The following is a 17,233-nucleotide window of genomic DNA, read 5'->3' on the forward strand; positions in this document are numbered from 1 at the left end:
TAAGTATCTCATGAAAGAAACTCGATTAGGAGAGTTTGAAGAAGTGATATTATTACTGGTAGGCATATTAGAAGAAGATGCCTATGCTTTTAAAATATCAGATGAATTTGAAGCGCAAACAGGGCGTTCTGTTTCTATAGGAGCGGTACACTCCACCTTAAACCGACTTTCGGAAAAAGGCTTTCTTAATTCTGAAATGGGTGCTTCTTCTCCAGAAAGAGGAGGCAGAAGAAAGCGAATATATACAATTACTGCATTGGGGCACAGGGTGTTGACAGAGGCGAAGGATTTTAGGGTTTCCCTTTGGAACCAATTTCCTGGTCTTGCCAATGGTTAAGAAAAACAACACACCACCTAAGCTTGCAGAACGCTTACTTCTCTGGTTTTTAAAAGAGCAGCTGGCAGAAGAGGTATTAGGTGATTTGAACGAGAAATTTTATAGCGAAGCTGCAAATGGGTCATTGCGGCGAGCTAAACTCAATTATTGGCATCAGGTAATTCATTATCTGAGACCATTTGCAATAAAAAGTATTAGTTCAAAAACTCAAAACATCATGCTTATTCACCACCTAAAAATTGGCTTTAGAAGCATTAGGTCTTCTAAGTCATATTCCATCATCAATATTTCAGGGCTCGCCCTGGGTCTGGCATCCTTCCTCTTCATTATGCTATGGGTTAATGACGAGCTCCAGATGGATAACTTTCACTCCAAAAGCCAGCAGCTTTATAATGTCTACCAAACCATAGAAGAACAATCCGGCAATCTAAATGGCAGCCCCAATACGCCCTTAAGCAATGCAGGAGCTTTACTTTTAGATTCCGCTGAAAGTGAAATTCCTGAGGTGAAAATGGTCAATCACTATGCCACGGGCTATGAATTGCCGTGGGGGTTTCCTAAAACCTTTAGACGGGGAGAAAAGCTGTTTAAGCTGTCAGGCTCAAGAGCAAGCCCTAATTTCTTTGAGATGTTTGACTATCCCATTATTGCGGGCAGTAAGCAGGCGGCCATTAAAGATATTAGCAGGATAGCCATATCCAGAAAAATGGCTCTAATGTTTTTCGATTCACCGGAGGAGGCCATTGGCAAAACCCTCAACTATGAAAATAATCTCGATTTTCAGGTGCAGGCTGTTTTTGAAGATGTGCCCCAAAATAGTTCTCTGGAGTTTGATTATGTCATAAACATAGAAAATCAAATTTTGCGTAAAGTGGAATGGGCATCTCATAAAATCATTACTACTTATTTATTAGAAGAAGGGGCTAATCCTGATGAAGTCTCACAAAAGCTCAGTGCTTATTTGTCCCATCGCGTGGATGAAAATGCGGGAAACAAAGTGAGTGTAGGGTTGCAGCCATTTAAAGATCAGTATCTGGTTTCCGGTTTTGATAATGGTAAGCCTGCTAACGGTAAAATGGCCTATGTGAAGTTGTTCATCGGGGTAGCCATATTTATTTTAATTGTGGCCTGCATTAATTTCATGAATTTGTCTACTGCGCGTTCGGTTAAAAAAGGTAAGGAAGTGGCCGTTCGCAAAGTGGTGGGCTCTTCAAAAAGCCTACTGGTGCAGCAGTTTCTCAGTGAATTTTTGCTAATGACCTTAATGGCATTCGCATTGGCTGTATTAATAGTGTTTAGCCTGTTGCCAGCGTTTAATCAGTTTACCGGTAAGCAAATTGAACTTCCACTTACAGAATTGTGGTTTTGGGCCTCTCTCTTGGTGCTTGCTTTTATGACCAGTTTTGCTGCCGGGGCCTATCCTTCATTCTTTTTATCTGCACTTGTTCCAGCCAGAATATTAAAAGGTACTGTTCGTTTTTCAAATCGCTCAAGGCTCTTTCAAAAAGGATTGGTGGTGTTTCAGTTTTGCCTTTCTATTATGCTACTCATTTCCACAGTGGTATTTACCTGGCAAACTAACTATATCAGAAACAGCAACTTAGGTTACGATAAGGAAAATCTCATCTATGTGAGAATAGAAGGAAACCTAAATCCCAAATATGATTTATTAAGAAAAAGGTTGAATTCCATGCCAGGGATAGCTTTGGTAGACCGAAGCAGTGAGGCACCTCATGCCATGAATTTTGAGACAGCTGATCCTATTAATTGGGAGGGCAAGCAAGAAGGTCAGGTGGTGAGTTTTAAGCCAGTTTCCGTTGGGTTTGATTTTACCAAAATAATGGACTTACAAGTGGTGGAGGGACGTGCTTTTGACAGGAATATCGCCAGTGATTCTAATGCTTTTATGATTAATGAAATTGCCCTAAGAGAAATGGGCATAAAAGATCCGATAGGTAAATGGATATCTGCCTGGGAAAAGAAGGGGCACATTGTGGGCGTGCTGAAAGATTTTCATACTCATTCCTTCAAGCAGAAGATAAAGCCACTGGTGGTAGATGTAAAAGAAGACTTATATTTTGGAGAAGTTATCGTACGTACGGAGCCAGGGAAAACTAAAGAAGCATTAGCCAGCATGGAGCAGGTGCTTGAAGAGATCAACCCTGATTATCCGTTTAGCTACAAGTTTTTAGATGCTGAGTACATGAAGCTTTACAAGAGTGAGGAAACAGTGTCTAACCTTTGTAATCTGTTTGCCGGGCTGGCCATAATTATTTCTTGCCTGGGCTTATTAGGCTTATCTATGTTTTCTGCTCAGCAGCGGACCAAAGAGATGGGAATACGAAAGGTGCTGGGTGCGGATGCAGGCCATATCTTATCGAAATTTTCTGTTCAATTCCTGGTGCTGGTAGCTATAGCATTTCTTATTACTGTGCCACTGGCCTGGCTTTTAATGAACGACTGGCTGCAAGGTTTTGCATACCGAATAGACTTAAGCTGGTGGATTTTTGCTCTGGTAGGTCTCATAATATTAGGCATTACCTTACTTACCGTGAGTTTTCAGTCCTTCAAGTTGGCCAGGATCAACCCTGCTCGTACACTGAGATCTGAATAGTGAAAACAACAAAAAAGTCGATACCACCCCAACTGGCCGAACGCCTGCTCACCTGGTTCCTAAAAGATGAGCTGGCCGAAGAAGTACTGGGTGATCTGGATGAAAAATTTTATGTACCGCTGCAAAAGGGTCATTGTGGCGGGCTAAGCTTAATTATTGGTATCAGGTGCTGCATTATTTCAGGCCTTTTGCTATTAGAATTTTTAGGTCAAACTCAAATACAACAGTCATGTTCCAAAATAATTTAAAGCTCGCCTATAGAAATCTAAAGAAGCATAAGATGTTTTCGATGATAAATGTCTTCGGGCTTGCTACAAGTATGGCTGCATGCCTCATTATTTTTCAGTATGTAGAATTTGAATATAGTTACGATGATTTCCGTAAGCCGAATGTTTACAGGGTGTTCCATGAGGGGTTTTCCTATGGTGAAAGTTTAGGAGAAAGAGCGCAGAGCTCCCCAGCCCTGAGTCCGGCTTATAATAGAGAGATCCCTGAGGTGGAGCATGCGGCCAGGCTAATACATACTGATCCTCTCATGCCAGATCCTGTAATGCAGGTAGGTGAAAATAGCTTTCACGAATCAAAAATATATTTTGCTGATCCGGATTTTCTGGAGATGTTTTCTTACAATATGAGATCGGGGAACATTAAGAATGCACTTTCTAACCCCGATCATGTAGCTATTTCTGCAAGTATGGCTCAGAAATATTTTCCCTTCCAGGAGCCTGTGGGGAAGAGCATCACCCTGCACCAAGGAGAGAGGGGTAGTGTTGATCTAAAAGTTAGTGGTGTTTTTGAAGATATACCTGCTAATTCTCATTTACATACTGACTTCTTAATTTCCTTCAGCACTATACCTTTTAATCTGGATGAAAACTGGGATTGGGACAACTTTTATAATTACATTGAACTAAGGCCAGATGCAGACCCCGCGATTGTTGAAAACAAGATGGCAGCCACAATGAAAAAGTATAGAGGCGATTTAATGGACGCTTGGGCAGACAATGGTTATAGAAGTGAAAAGCACTTAACGCAAATTCAAAACATTCATTTAGACTCACACATGGAGGAGGAGGCGGAGCCAAATGGAAGCAGGCAGACCGTTAACTTTCTGATGATTATCGCTTGTTTCATTTTAGTAATTGCCTGGATCAACTATCTCAATCTTACTGTGGCTAAAGCAGTTGAAAGGGCTAAGGAAATAGGCGTACGGAAAGTAATTGGTTCTAGTCGAAGGCAACTTATTGGCCAGTTTTTGTCAGAATCATTGGTTGTTAATCTATTAGCTGCTGCCGTGGCAGTTATAGTGTCTCAGCTTTTGCTACCTGGTGTTAGAAGTCTTCTGGGTTGGCAATTCAGCATGCACTATAATTTTGAGCTTATCCTCATTGCTTTTGCGATTTTGCTGGCGGGCACATTTTTATCTGGTTTTTACCCTTCTTTTATTCTTTCGGCTTATCGACCACTGGATGTATTAAAAAATAAAGTAACCAGCTCTAGAGGAGGTGTGAAATTGCGCAAAGTGCTCGTGGCCTTTCAATTTGCTGCCTCTATAATATTGATCATAGGCACTTTTGTGGTAAAAAGTCAATTGAATTTTATGCGTGAAAGAGATTTAGGCTATGATCCGGAGCAGATGCTGGTAGTGAAAGGGCCGGGCATGCAAGATTCAACTTATACCAAACACTTATCCTATTTCAAGGAACTGACTAATCAGTTATCAGGAGTAAAGGTAGTTGCCAGATCTACTGACGTGCCGGGAAAAGAGCTAAGCTGGGGCAGAAAATTTTACCAGAGCGCCACACCTGAAAATAAGGTGGGGCTAAGAATTGTAGCTATCGATGAAGATTTTTTCGACGCCTATGATATGACATTTCAAGCAGGAAGAAATTTTGACAAAGAAACTGCAACAGATAGAGCAGGCTTAATTTTTAATGAGCAGGCTATTAAGGAATTAGGGTTTGTAAGTCCTGAATCAGCTATCGACCAGGAGGTGGTTTGGATGGAAAATTCGGAAGATGAGCACCAGAAGCAGGTTGTGGGTGTGGTTAAGGATTACAACCAGGAATCACTTCATAAGGAGGTAGCCCCAATGGTTTTTGTGTTGAAAAGATATCTTAATGCACCTTGGACGGGTGAATATCTTTCTATAAAATTATCGAACTCAAACTATCTATCTCTCACTAATGAAATTAAGGATAACTGGGGTAAGGCTTTTCCGAATAGTCCATTTGAATATTTTTTTCTTGATGAACATTTTAACCAGCAGTATAAATCAGATCAGCAGTTTTCCAGAATATTCACAGTTTTCTCGGCCTTGGCCATAATCATTGCACTTATGGGGCTCTTCGGGCTAACTTCTTATATAACTCTACAGAGAACGAAAGAAATTGGTATAAGAAAAGTGCTCGGTGCTAAAACCCTCCAAATCGTAAAATTATTCACGGCAGAGTATACAGTTATTGTGATAGTATCTATGCTGATTGCCATGCCTATTGCTTACTATTTTACGTTGCAATGGCTGAGCAATTTTGCCTTCAAAGCTAATTTTAGTGTCTGGTATTTTGCAGTGCTCGGAGTAGTAATAATTGTAGGGACCTGGTTAATCATCGGTCTTCAAACTTTAAAAGGAGCCTCAGTAAATCCTGTGGAGTGTCTGAAAGATGAATAAAAGTAGGCCAATACCACCCCAACTAGCCGAGCGCCTGCTCACCTGGTTCCTAAAAGATGAGTTAGCCGAAGAGGTGCTGGGTGATCTGGATGAAAAATTTTATAGTGCCGCCGCAAAAGGGTCATTATGGTGGGCTAAGCTTAATTATTGGTATCAGGTGCTGCATTATTTCAGGCCTTTTGCTATTAGAATTTTTAGGTCAAACTATTCAATACATGGGATTATGCTTCAGCATTATTTTAAAATATTCACCAGAAATTTAGGCAAGAATAAAGCCTTTTCTTTGATCAATATCAGTGGGTTAGCTATAGGTCTTACGGTGGTGATTACCATTGCCTTGTGGGTAAAAGATGAATATTCTTATGATAAGCATTTCAATAATTATGACCGGGTAGCGCAAGTAATGTACAGGCAAACTTATGAAGATGGCATAAAGGTGGGGAATTCCACTGCTCGGCCATTAGAGTTTATTTTGAAAGATGAATACAGCGGCCTATTCAAACAGGTGGTAATGAGCACCTGGAATAGAGAGCATATTCTCTCGCACAACAATACTCATGTTATAAAACACGGCATTTATATGCAGGAAGGCGCAGAAGAACTGTTATCATTAAAGATGATATCTGGAAATAATGAGGGACTTGCTGAGCCAGGAAACATATTACTGTCTTCAAGCGCGGCTACAACCTTATTTGGTAATGAAGAGGCTGCAGGAAAGACCATTCAATTGGATGATGCCCATGAAATGGTGATAGTGGGGGTTTATGAAGATATACCTTCCAATACTTCAACTAACTTTTCTCGGCTGGATTTTATTGCTCCCTGGTCATTATATGTAGCTCGTTCTGAATGGGTTCAATCCGTGGAGCAAGTCTGGGATCAGTCATTTCAGACTTTTGTTTTACTGAATGAAAATGTTTCCATGGCTCAGGCCAATGCAACCGTTAAGAATGTTTTAGAAAACAGAGATCAACACCTGACAGACACCAAAGCCGAACTCTTTTTATACCCCATGCAAGACTGGTATTTGCAGAATCACTGGGAAGATGGTGTGCTTGATGGAGGTAGAATTGATTTTGTACACCTTTTTGAAACCATTGGCGTGTTTATTTTGCTGTTGGCTTGCATTAACTTTATGAATCTCAGCACCGCCAGATCAGAGAAGCGATCTAAAGAAATTGGCTTAAGAAAATCCATTGGCTCAGGCCGTTTTCAAATCATTTTCCAATTTTACATGGAAAGCTTTTTGATTGTATTCGCTGCCTTTATTGTATCGCTTTTTGCGGTGTATCAATTGCTCCCTTATTTCAATAATTGGACACATAAGCACATTGATTTACCACTCAATTCACCCTCATTTTGGCTAATTGGAGGATCATTCATAATAATTACCTCCCTAATGGCAGGCAGCTATCCTGCCATATACTTATCTTCTTTTAATGTCATTAAAGCCTTAAAAGGTAAGGTAAGACAAGGGGCCGCTGCACTTATCACCAGAAAATCATTGGTAATCACCCAGTTTAGCGTGGCTATTGTATTAATAGTTTGCACAGCCGTGATTCATCTCCAGGTAAATTTCACTAAAGACCGACCGACGGGATATAATAAGGCCGGCCTCATACAAATAAGACTCAACTCTGATGCCTTCAAATTTAAATATAAAAGCCTGAGAACCCAGTTCATAAATTCTGGTGCAGTAGTAGAAATGTCCGGCTCTCACAGCCCTTTAACCGACGTTTACTCCCGATCCTCAGGGGTAGACTGGCCGGGAAAACCTACTGATTTCAAAGACCAGTTTTTAATAGTGAGATCCTCACCGGAATACGGAGCAACTGTGCAATGGAAAATTTTAGAAGGAAGAGACTTTGATCCTGACAATAAAGCGAATGAAGAAGCTGTGATTATAAATGAAGCCGCTGCTAAATATATGGGGTTGACAGATCCTATCGGGCAATCCATTGGCAAGAAAAGAAAGTCGCCAATCATAGGCGTAGTAAAGGATATGGTGATGGAGTCACCTTACGAACAGGTAAAACCAACCCTTTATGTTATTGATGGACCATATAATTTTTACAACCTAAGACTCAACCCGAACCAAAGCATACACAAAAACCTATCCGTACTGGAAAATACCTTTAAAAAGACATTACCCAATGTGCCCTTCAATTTCCAGTTTTTAGATGACCAGTATGCTCAAAAGTTTGAGAGCGAGGAGAGGTTAGGGCAGCTTTCTGGCCTGTTCACTATTCTGGCCATTTTTATTTCATGTATTGGGTTGTTCGGCTTATCCGGATATTTGGCAGAGCAGCGAACCAAAGAATTAGGGATAAGAAAAATTTTAGGTGCCTCAGCCCTGAGTTTATGGCAACTGCTATCCAAAGAATTCGCCTGGCTCACCCTCATAGCTTGCTTCATATCAGCGCCCTTGTCCTATTATTTTATTTCAGAATGGCTTTCTACTTACCAATACAGCATCTCGATGCCCTGGTGGTTATTTGCCATTACTTGGGTTGGAGTTTTACTTATCACCTTGCTTACGGTGAGCCACCAAGCAGTGAAGGCCGCTTTGGTTAATCCTGTGGATAGTTTGAGGGGGGAGTGACTTTACCAGGTCGCAGCATATAAAATCTTGTTTGATTGAATTAAAAAATTGATTTTTAATAGTTTAAGCGAGAATGAAATATATTTGGCTTATGTTATAACTGTAAATGGGTAAAACAATAAGGGTAATGGATAAAATAAATAATTACTCTTAAATTGACACATATGAAAAATTTGAGCAGACTAGAGCAAGTGCAGCACTATTTACAGCACGAAGCAGATGACAGGTTTATTAACATGGTATTTGGGATGATAGAGGCTGAACAAGAAAGTCAATACGAGCTTTCACCTGAACATCGTGACATCTTAGATGAGCGTCTGAAAATGCGAAGAGAAAACCCAGGTCAAGGCAAAACATGGGAAGAAGTTAAAAAATCAATGTGAGCTATCAGTTAATCATTGAACCTGGCGCTGAAACCGACATAAAAAGGTTAAGGGAGTGGTATGAGGATAAACAAGAAGGCCTAGGTGATAGATTTCTGAAAATGCTGGACTTCAAACTCACCAAGGTTTTAATGAATCCCTATCAATACCAGGTAAGATATAAAAGTATTGTGAGAATGGCGTTTATAAAAGTATTTCCCGTAGCCATACATTATGAAATAGAAAGCAATAACATTTATGTACTGGCCGTATTAGGCACTCAGCAAAGTCCGGGGTTTTGGAGGTAGCAATAGTATAATAATTCAATCTATCATAGATTCTAAATATGTCGAAATATGTCTGTATAGATCATTTTTCTCACCCTGAGATAATTGAATATATTGAAAGTGAAAATAACAGGAAAGATTATTGTTCATATTGCAATCATTCTGCTGAACTTGTAATTTCCATAAAAAAAATATCTGATTATGCTCGAAAAATCATAGAGCAAGAATACGAACTATTTGAAAATTCTAGTCATTTTAGTGATGGATACAATCCCTATGATAATGATAAAGACGTTGCCATAACAACGTTTGAACTTATTGAATATTATTTCTATATAGACTTTGATGACAAAGCTATTGTTGAAGACATGGCACAGTCAATTAACGAAGAATTTTGGGCATATAAACATGAATTGGAAAGTCCTCCTGATGAAAATGCGATAGGGCGTTGGTCGGAATTTTGTAAATACGCCAAACATATAGGTAGATATACACTTCTAAATGATAAATCAAAATGGGCACATTCAATATTTGAGATAGGTTTAATAACTGCCGAATTGGATATGCATATTGATTTGCCTGTAGGATCAAAAATTATAAGAGCAAGACAACACACAGCTCTCGATATACTTGAAAGCTTTAGTGATTTGACGAGTACTCCAAATGAGCATGCAATTTATCCTAATAGAATGAGTCCAGCTGGAATTTCCATGTTTTATGGTTCATTTGATAAAGAAACTGCTTTTAAAGAAGTTTTTAATTTATATGACCTTAATACTAAAGACTCTATTACCTTTGGTGAATTTGAAGTTGAAAAAGAATTAACTCTTTTAAACCTAAGTCAGGTTCCTGAGGAAAAATTGCTTGATACGCACCTATTTCAAAAAAGGTTTCTAAATCATTTTGCATCACTAATTTCAAAGCCAATTAAAAATGATGGTCTTCAGCACCTAGAATATATTCCTACTCAAGTTCTAACAGAGTATTTCAGATATGTATTTAAGGGAATAAGTGGGATACAATATGATGGAATAATGTATAAAAGTTCAAAAGTTGAGAATAAAGACTGTCTGGTTTTATTTTTAGATCATGAAATGAGTAAACAATACCTTAAGCTTACAGGTACTTCAAGGCACAAATTTGATGACATCTCCGGTTTCAATCTTTGACGTGACGAACTCCTCCACCCGATCCCTAGCCCTATACCGCGTGACGAATATTACTGAGGCCTAATGCATAACAGTAACTTGGCCGGAGCCAAGCGACTGATTTAATAGACGTAATTTGAAAAGCTCCTGCTAAACCAATAAATAGATCTTTCCTTTCGTCAAGATGACTGTAGTGGAGATGAAAAGCAGGCTCCCTTTAACCAGTTCATCAATCAGTCCCGATCGTCTACCCTTCGACGCGGCTCAGGCTGACTTGATAGTGTTTAATCTTGCTGTACCGTCGTGAGATGAAAGAGGTTTGAAAAGCAGACTTTTCTCAAGTCCTTAGTGGCAGTTCATATCTATGAAATGCTCCTGCGCTCGTAAGACGTCACAGCAAGAAAGAGCTTTTTATTACTTTTTTGATCGACTGAAAAAAAGTAAGGAACCCCACCAATGGAATGTAGGCTGCAGATTCTAAAGTAAGCAGATGTTTGAAAAGCTCCTGCTAAACCAATAAATAGAGCTTTCCTTTCGTCAAGATGACTGCTGAAAAGGTGAAAAAAGTAGACACTATTTAACCATTTACTTAACAAGTATGAAACTAATTCATTATATTCACAATTGTTAAGTAAATGAATGCAGGATGAAAGAACCCTCTTTAGGTGAATTTGAAGAATTAGTATTGCTCATGGTTGCCGCGCTTCATGATGAAGCTTATGGTGTATCCATTCTTGAAAACCTGGAAACCAAGCTTGATAAACGGGTCAATATCAGCGCTATTCATGTTGCCTTAAAGCGCATGGAGGAAAAAGGTTTTGTGCAATCCCGATTTGGAGGTATTACTAATGACAGAGGTGGTAGAAGAAAGAAATTTTATATTATTACCGCTTTTGGTAAAAAAATGCTGGATCAGCAGTATGCTCTTCGCACCAGTTTGTATCAGGAAATACCTAAAATTTCCTTTAACTAATGAAGGTGCAAGCTCCCAAATATGCCTTAAAATTTCTCAGGTGGTTTTGTAGAAAAGACTATCTGGAAGAGATAGAAGTTGATTTGATAGAGCTATTTGAGTTACAGTCTGCCGAATCTCCGGCTGCCGCCAAAAGAAAATTTACCTGGAGTGTTGTCCGCTATTTCCGCCCTGAGTTCATAAAGCTTTTCCCAAGTCAAAACTCAAAATTTATTATCATGCAACAGCACAATTTAAAAATCACTTATCGGACTTTTCTCCGGTATAAAAGCTCATTTCTCATCAACTTGTTTGGTCTGGCCACCGGCCTCACCTGCGCCATTCTCATTTTCCTTTGGGTAAATGATGAGCTCAGCACAGATAAATTTCACGAGCATGATGCTCAGCTATATCATGTCATGCTCAACCATGAAGAAGATGGAGGTATACGCACAGACACCAGCTCTCCCGGTCTGCTGGCCGAAGCCTTAGAAGAAGAGGTGCCAGAAATAAAAATGGCCGTAGAAGATAGCGATCCCCTATGGTTTGGTGAAAATTTCAGCTTATCAGACGGAGAGAAATTTCATAAAGCCTCTGGTAAATTCGCTGGAGATGGTTATTTCGAAATGTACTCTTTCCCCATGAAGTATGGCCAGGCAGACCATGCTTTGAAAGACAAAAAATCGGTCGTGATTTCAGAGTCACTGGCTACCCGTTTATTCGGCAGCTCTAAAGATGCGCTCAATAAAACATTAGAATGGAAACTTTTACATTTCACATCTCAAGCTACAGTTACGGGCGTTTTTAAGAATTTACCCACCAACTCCACACAGCAGTTTGATTTTGTATTGCCTTTCTCTCTTTTCAAAGACATTTTAGGTGATGGCCTTCATTGGGGAAATTACAACACTTACACTTCAGTGCTGGTTACTCCAGGCTCCAATATTAACCAACTCAACCAGAAGCTGGCCGATTTTATCAAAAATAAAAACGAGGGCAGCAATGTATCTCCAATGCTGGTTAAGTTCTCCGACCTATATCTTTATGGTCAATTCGAAAATGGGCAACAAGCCGGCGGCAGAATCATGTACGTACGCCTTTTTTCTGTTATAGGCCTGTTTGTACTGATCATCGCCAGCATCAATTTTATGAACCTCAGCACTGCCAGAGCATCTCGCAGGTTAAAAGAAATAGGGGTTAAAAAATCACTTGGAGCAGGAAGAAAAAACCTTGATAGGTCAATATCTGACTGAAGCCCTGGTCATGGCTTTTCTAGCTTTAATATTTGCCATAGCCTTTACTTATGCTCTTCTTCCACAGTTTAATCAAATTACTGGTAAGGTTTTAACATTGACACTGTCACCCACATTTATTGGAGGTCTAATAGGTATTGTAGTCTTCACTGGTTTATTAGCAGGCAGCTATCCTGCTTTGTATTTATCAGGCTTTAAGCCAATAAATATATTAAAAGGCCGCTTTAGAGGCTCTGCCACTGAGGCATGGACACGAAAAGGACTGGTAGTTTTCCAATTTGTATTATCCATTGTAATGGTGGTTTCGGTACTTATTGTTTATAAGCAAATCAATTTTGCACTTACCAAAAACATAGGCTATGATAGGAATGGCGTAATTCTAGTACCTATGGAGGGCAAGGCCACCGAAAACATTGAAAGCTACTTAACCAGATTAAGTGAAGTTCCTGGCGTGGAACATGTTTCTGCCAGCTCCCATACTTTCACCCAAAACGGCTCTTTTACCACTGGGGTAAGTTGGCCAGGAAAAAATGAAGGCACCATCATTAAATTCGAACAATCAAGGGCGTATTATGACATTCAGCAAACGTTAGGCTTTGAAATGGCAGAAGGAAGAAGCTTTTCTAATCAATATGGGGATGAGACATCCAAAATCATATTTAATGAAGCCGCTATTGAAGCCATGGGATTGGAAGATCCTATCGGAAAAAAGGTAAACTTATGGGGCGAAGAAAAAGAAATAATTGGCGTGATGAAAAATTTCAATTATTCCAGCCTGCATAGTAAAGTAGAGCCTATGTTATTTCATTTCAAAACAGATTTTCTGCCTAATATTTTAATTAAGTTAAACACTCAAAATCCAGGAAGTGCACTTTCTAACCTGAGAGAATGGTACAAAACCAACAATCCGGGCTATACTTTTGATTATACATTTTTAGATACTGCCTATGAGGCTCAATATAAAGCAGAAGAAAGAGTCTCATTGCTAGCCAGATATTTTGCAGGTGTAGCCATAGTTATCTCATGCCTGGGTTTATTTGCTTTAGCAGCTTTTACGGCAGAGAGAAGACAAAAGGAGATAGGAGTAAGAAAGATACTCGGAGCCAGTCATTTTACTATTGTCAGGCTGCTCTCAGCTGATTTTACCAAAATGGTGCTATTAGCTATAGTAATAGGCTTACCTGTAAGCTACGTAATGGCTAACTTCTGGCTACAAAACTTCGCCTATCATATCAATTTAGAATGGTGGTACTTTGCCATCTCAGGTGCCGCAGCACTGATTATAGCCTGGCTCACTGTGAGCTTCCAGACTATCAAAGCGGCTCAGACCAACCCTTCCACAAGCTTGAAGGAAGAATAGAAACAAAACAAAGAGGCTGCCTTAAAAGTAACTTCCAAAGCAGCCTCTTATATATTTTCAGATATTAATTTCTATTGTAATTGATAAGTCAATCCAGGTCCATCACACGCCATCCATGAGCTGCTTAAAGTATCATCTGACTGATAATATAAATGCTCTTTGTTATCACCAGAACAGTTACCGATCAGGTCACTATTTTCATCCTCAAAAGTGAGTACAAAAAAACCTTTCTTCACCTTTCTCTTCTAGCTTATAAGTCCCTTTAGCCTCTTCAGTCTTCCCTTCTGCTGTTCTTGATTTCACAAAAGTATTGTCTTCATTAAAAACATACTGTTCCTGATAAGCCATTTCATCTCCTGTAAAAGTCTCACCCCTTAAACTGCCTGTCATTCTCACTAATTTCCAGACCATATATGATTCATTAGAAGAGGGAAACACTTCACCCTCACTGTTGCTATCTTCCACTTCATTAGTATCACAAGCAGAAAGCCAAACAATAAGACAAAGTACAGAGCTGAGGTAATTTAGGATTTTCATAATATGCTGTTCGTTTCTCTATAGACACCACAGCTCCATTAATGGTTGTAATTTTTTAATTTGTTTTTTGACAAAATTTATACCGAAGCCACTGAGCCACCATCAACTCTAAAATTAGCTCCTGTAATAAATGAAGCCTTGTCTGAGGCTAGAAACACCACTACTGCTGCAGTTTCAGCCACCTCACCAGCTCTTTCTAAAACAATATTAGGCCTTTTATTTTTAAGAAATCCTTGCTCAGCCTCCTCAGGAGTAATCCCTTGTTTTTCGGCCTGCTCTTTCATCATATTCTCTACCAGCGGCGTTTTTATAAATGCCGGTGATACCGTATTAACCAAAATACCATCTTTACCCAGCACCTTAGATAAGGTCTTAGTCAGGTTATTCAATGCCCCTTTAGTTACATTATAATGAGCCATATCCGGATCTGGTTGTTCACCATTTTCAGAAGAAATATTAATGATTCTTCCCCATTGGTTTTGCTGCATCATAGGCACCACTTTTCTAATTAGTGTAACAGCAGAAAACACATTAAGCTCAAAGATCTCTCTCCACTGCTCAGTGCTGAGCTCCATAAATGATAGTGGATCACCAATAGTACCGGCATTGTTTACCAGTATATCTATCTGCCCAAATCTTTCCTGAGATTTATGGATTAGTTTATCAATCTGCTGCTCATCAGTAAGGTCTGTAGGCACCGCAAGCACATCTACATTATACTTTTCCAGGTCAGATACCGCTTGTGACAAATCGGCCTGATCTCTGGCGCAGATAATAAGGTTACAACCCTCCTTAGCTAACTCCTCTGCTACTCCCTTACCTATACCTTTACTGGCTCCGGTAACGAGCGCCACCTTTTCTTTCAAATTTAAATCCATGATATCCTATTTTGCGTATTTCCTAATAATAACGTTCTGAACTGGTAGGCTTGAAACAAATCAACTTGCCGTTCAGTTACTATTCATAAGACTATAACACCAATATTATGAAGCTTGTTTTCAAACTTACCGCAATGGCCTTTTTATTCATGGCCGCCAGCTGCGGAGCAAAAACAGAATCAAAACACATTACTGCTTTAGAAATAAGCACTGAAAAAGCAGCTCAGCTCGATACCGCTTACTTTGCAGGAGGCTGTTTCTGGTGTATAGAAGCTATTTTCGAACGTGTAAAAGGAGTAGAAGCCGCTGTTTCTGGTTACAGCGGTGGTGACCAGAAAAACCCCACTTACCACGAAGTGAGTTATGGAAAAACCAACCATGCAGAATCTGTAAAAGTATTTTTTGATCCTAAAGTGGTTTCTTATGAAACGCTGGTTGAAATCTTCTTTGGCTCTATAGATCCTACCCAGCTCAACCGACAAGGACCTGACGTAGGAAGGCAATACAGATCAGCCATTTTTTATAAAAATGATGAACAAAAGAAAATAGCCACTGAAGTAAAAAACAGGCTTAATAAAGCTGAATATAATGGCAAAATCGTAACGGAAATTACGCGTTTCAAGGCCTTTTATGATGCTGAGGGTTATCATCAGGGATACTATGAAATTCACCCCGAAGATCCTTATGTGAGAAGCGTTTCAAAACCTAAAGTAGAAAAGTTTATGAAGCACTTTAAAGATAAGCTGAAAGAAGAATACAAGTAATACTATAGAAAAAGAGATTGTATAAAAAGCGCTACTTTGCTAGTCAATATGACTTGAAAGTATCTTTAAATACAACCTCTTTTATTTTATAAATCTATTTCTATCTGATTTTTCAAAATATCATCCATGGTTTCTCTCTGACGGATGAGATGGGCTTTCCCTTCATACACCAGCACTTCTGCAGGTCTGCAGCGGGAGTTATAATTAGATGCCATACTAAAGCCGTATGCTCCAGCATTTTTAATGGCTAACACATCACCTTCTCGCACTTCGTTTAGCTTTCTATCCCAACCAAACGTATCTGTTTCGCAGATATAACCTACTACAGAATATACCCTTTTAACGCCAGAAGGGTTAGAAACATTAAAAATTTCATGATGCGCCTCATACATCATAGGCCTGATTAAATGATTAAGACCTGAGTCTACCCCTACAAATACGGTAGCCGGTGTAGTTTTAATTACATTAGCCCTCACCAAGAAATATCCTGATTCGCTTACCAGATATTTCCCAGGCTCGAACCACATTTCAAGCCTTCTTCCATAAGACTCACAGAATTTATCAAACGCGGCACCTAGCTTTTGCCCCAGTTCTTTTACATCAGTAGTAATATCATTCGGCTTATAAGCCACTTTAAAGCCACTACCAAAATCAATAAACTCCAGATCAGGAAAATCATTGGCCACATCAAATAAAATATCAGCCATTTTTAAGAATACCTCGGCATCTAATATGTCTGACCCTGTATGCATATGCAGGCCTTTTACATGAATATTATTGGTCTTCACCACTCTTAGCAGATGCGCCATCTGATAAATAGAAATACCAAATTTAGAATCTCCATGACCAGTAGATATTTTAGCATTACCACCGGCCATAATGTGAGGATTCAGGCGTACACAACACGGAACAGTATCATGATAGGTATGGCCAAACTGCTCAAGAATAGAGATATTATCAATATTGATGATAAGCCCCATTTCTACCCCTTGCTGTAGCTCTGCAAAAGAAACACAGTTAGGTGTAAACAATATTTCATCAGGCGTAAAACCGGCTTTCATGGCCAGCTTAGCTTCCTGTATGGAAACAACATCCACTCCGGCACCATGCTTTTTCATCAACTTAAGTACAGAAATATTAGTTAATGACTTAGCTGCATATTTTATCTTCAGCTTTTGAGTTGAAAAAGCATCTTTTAAACTTTGAAGCTGACTGATGATTTTATCTGCATCATAAACATATACAGGGGTACCAAATTCCTCTGCTATCTGAGTTACATTTATACCCTGAAGCTGATAAGTGTTGTTGTTTAATTCCATGTTATAAAAAAAATATTCTTCAAAGATATAAAAACCTACAGAGGTTTTAGAATATCAATAAAACAAATACAATTACAGGATCAATATCATCAGTAAAGCCTTGTGTTAAAATTAGTTAAATTGAAACTTAAGCACATTTAACAAGGTAA

16 protein-coding genes are annotated in these 17,233 nt (G+C 39.2%); 12 read left to right on the forward strand and 4 right to left on the reverse strand.

What is annotated here, in order from left to right; genetic code table 11:
* The first annotated feature begins 10 nt into the window (after positions 1-10).
* The 11 genes from LVD15_RS06385 to LVD15_RS06435 all read left to right on the forward strand — a co-directional run bounded on the left by LVD15_RS06385 (position 11) and on the right by LVD15_RS06435 (position 13,586).
* A complete protein-coding gene (locus tag LVD15_RS06385; protein WP_202241819.1) occupies positions 11-337 on the forward strand; it encodes a PadR family transcriptional regulator in 327 nt (108 codons plus the stop codon).
* On the forward strand, positions 330-2,951 hold the full coding sequence (locus tag LVD15_RS06390; RefSeq protein ID WP_233779473.1) for an ABC transporter permease: 2,622 nt from the start codon (positions 330-332) through the stop codon (positions 2,949-2,951). The genes LVD15_RS06385 and LVD15_RS06390 overlap by 8 nt, the downstream gene beginning before the upstream one ends.
* Complete coding sequence (locus LVD15_RS06395) at positions 2,951-3,199, forward strand: permease prefix domain 2-containing transporter (protein WP_233779474.1); 249 nt, start codon at positions 2,951-2,953, stop codon at positions 3,197-3,199. The genes LVD15_RS06390 and LVD15_RS06395 overlap by 1 nt, the downstream gene beginning before the upstream one ends.
* A gap of 32 nt (positions 3,200-3,231) precedes the next feature.
* Positions 3,232-5,622 carry an ABC transporter permease gene (locus tag LVD15_RS06400; protein ID WP_233779475.1) on the forward strand — a complete coding sequence of 797 codons (2,391 nt, stop codon included), beginning with the start codon at positions 3,232-3,234 and terminating at the stop codon, positions 5,620-5,622.
* Complete coding sequence (locus LVD15_RS06405; RefSeq protein ID WP_233779476.1) at positions 5,615-8,224, forward strand: ABC transporter permease; 2,610 nt, start codon at positions 5,615-5,617, stop codon at positions 8,222-8,224. The genes LVD15_RS06400 and LVD15_RS06405 overlap by 8 nt, the downstream gene beginning before the upstream one ends.
* Positions 8,225-8,388: 164 nt before the next feature.
* Positions 8,389-8,607 (forward strand): addiction module protein, encoded by a 219-nt coding sequence (locus LVD15_RS06410; protein WP_233779477.1) that lies wholly within the window; start codon positions 8,389-8,391, stop codon positions 8,605-8,607.
* Complete coding sequence (locus LVD15_RS06415; protein ID WP_233779478.1) at positions 8,604-8,894, forward strand: type II toxin-antitoxin system RelE/ParE family toxin; 291 nt, start codon at positions 8,604-8,606, stop codon at positions 8,892-8,894. The genes LVD15_RS06410 and LVD15_RS06415 overlap by 4 nt, the downstream gene beginning before the upstream one ends.
* A gap of 38 nt (positions 8,895-8,932) precedes the next feature.
* The gene (locus LVD15_RS06420; RefSeq protein ID WP_233779479.1) at positions 8,933-10,042 is read left to right on the forward strand and encodes an RES family NAD+ phosphorylase; all 1,110 of its coding nucleotides are present in this window, start codon (positions 8,933-8,935) and stop codon (positions 10,040-10,042) included.
* Between the two features lie 625 nt (positions 10,043-10,667).
* Complete coding sequence (locus LVD15_RS06425; protein ID WP_202241811.1) at positions 10,668-10,994, forward strand: PadR family transcriptional regulator; 327 nt, start codon at positions 10,668-10,670, stop codon at positions 10,992-10,994.
* The gene (locus LVD15_RS06430; protein WP_233779480.1) at positions 10,994-12,226 is read left to right on the forward strand and encodes an ABC transporter permease; all 1,233 of its coding nucleotides are present in this window, start codon (positions 10,994-10,996) and stop codon (positions 12,224-12,226) included. Before LVD15_RS06425 ends, LVD15_RS06430 begins: the two co-directional genes overlap by 1 nt.
* Complete coding sequence (locus LVD15_RS06435; protein ID WP_233779481.1) at positions 12,183-13,586, forward strand: ABC transporter permease; 1,404 nt, start codon at positions 12,183-12,185, stop codon at positions 13,584-13,586. Before LVD15_RS06430 ends, LVD15_RS06435 begins: the two co-directional genes overlap by 44 nt.
* Before the next feature lie 71 nt (positions 13,587-13,657).
* Here LVD15_RS06435 and LVD15_RS06440 read toward each other — a convergent pair whose 3' ends face one another.
* The 3 genes from LVD15_RS06440 to LVD15_RS06450 all read right to left on the reverse strand — a co-directional run bounded on the left by LVD15_RS06440 (position 13,658) and on the right by LVD15_RS06450 (position 15,001).
* The gene (locus LVD15_RS06440; protein ID WP_233779482.1) at positions 13,658-13,822 is read right to left on the reverse strand and encodes a hypothetical protein; all 165 of its coding nucleotides are present in this window, start codon (positions 13,820-13,822) and stop codon (positions 13,658-13,660) included.
* A complete protein-coding gene (locus tag LVD15_RS06445) occupies positions 13,791-14,123 on the reverse strand; it encodes a hypothetical protein (RefSeq protein WP_233779483.1) in 333 nt (110 codons plus the stop codon). The genes LVD15_RS06440 and LVD15_RS06445 overlap by 32 nt, the downstream gene beginning before the upstream one ends.
* 77 nt (positions 14,124-14,200) lie before the next feature.
* Positions 14,201-15,001, reverse strand: a complete 801-nt coding sequence (locus LVD15_RS06450; RefSeq protein ID WP_233779484.1) for an SDR family NAD(P)-dependent oxidoreductase — start codon at positions 14,999-15,001, stop codon at positions 14,201-14,203.
* A 107-nt stretch (positions 15,002-15,108) separates the two neighbouring features.
* Here LVD15_RS06450 and msrA point away from each other — a divergent pair, with 107 nt between their 5' ends.
* Positions 15,109-15,765, forward strand: a complete 657-nt coding sequence (gene msrA, locus LVD15_RS06455; protein ID WP_233779485.1) for a peptide-methionine (S)-S-oxide reductase MsrA — start codon at positions 15,109-15,111, stop codon at positions 15,763-15,765.
* Positions 15,766-15,851: 86 nt separating this feature from the next.
* On the opposite strand, the gene lysA is transcribed toward msrA, so the two are convergent.
* Positions 15,852-17,084: a diaminopimelate decarboxylase gene (gene lysA / locus LVD15_RS06460; protein WP_233779486.1), complete on the reverse strand. Its 1,233-nt coding sequence runs from the start codon at positions 17,082-17,084 to the stop codon at positions 15,852-15,854.
* Between the last annotated feature and the right edge of the window lie 149 nt (positions 17,085-17,233).

The organism is Fulvivirga maritima (assembly GCF_021389955.1).
Taxonomy (GTDB): Bacteria; Bacteroidota; Bacteroidia; order Cytophagales; family Cyclobacteriaceae; genus Fulvivirga; species Fulvivirga maritima.

Excerpts from the sequence above, each read along its gene's own strand:
- LVD15_RS06430 (WP_233779480.1), top strand. The coding sequence starts at position 10,994 with ATGAAGGTGCAAGCTCCCAAATATGCCTTAAAATTTCTCAGGTGGTTT.
- LVD15_RS06420 (WP_233779479.1), top strand. The coding sequence starts at position 8,933 with ATGTCGAAATATGTCTGTATAGATCATTTTTCTCACCCTGAGATAATT.
- LVD15_RS06410 (WP_233779477.1), top strand. The coding sequence starts at position 8,389 with ATGAAAAATTTGAGCAGACTAGAGCAAGTGCAGCACTATTTACAGCAC.
- LVD15_RS06390 (WP_233779473.1), top strand. The coding sequence starts at position 330 with ATGGTTAAGAAAAACAACACACCACCTAAGCTTGCAGAACGCTTACTT.
- LVD15_RS06405 (WP_233779476.1), top strand. The coding sequence starts at position 5,615 with ATGAATAAAAGTAGGCCAATACCACCCCAACTAGCCGAGCGCCTGCTC.
- LVD15_RS06400 (WP_233779475.1), top strand. The coding sequence starts at position 3,232 with ATGTTTTCGATGATAAATGTCTTCGGGCTTGCTACAAGTATGGCTGCA.
- lysA (WP_233779486.1), bottom strand. The coding sequence starts at position 17,084 with ATGGAATTAAACAACAACACTTATCAGCTTCAGGGTATAAATGTAACT.
- LVD15_RS06425 (WP_202241811.1), top strand. The coding sequence starts at position 10,668 with ATGAAAGAACCCTCTTTAGGTGAATTTGAAGAATTAGTATTGCTCATG.
- LVD15_RS06385 (WP_202241819.1), top strand. The coding sequence starts at position 11 with ATGAAAGAAACTCGATTAGGAGAGTTTGAAGAAGTGATATTATTACTG.
- LVD15_RS06445 (WP_233779483.1), bottom strand. The coding sequence starts at position 14,123 with ATGAAAATCCTAAATTACCTCAGCTCTGTACTTTGTCTTATTGTTTGG.
- LVD15_RS06450 (WP_233779484.1), bottom strand. The coding sequence starts at position 15,001 with ATGGATTTAAATTTGAAAGAAAAGGTGGCGCTCGTTACCGGAGCCAGT.
- msrA (WP_233779485.1), top strand. The coding sequence starts at position 15,109 with ATGAAGCTTGTTTTCAAACTTACCGCAATGGCCTTTTTATTCATGGCC.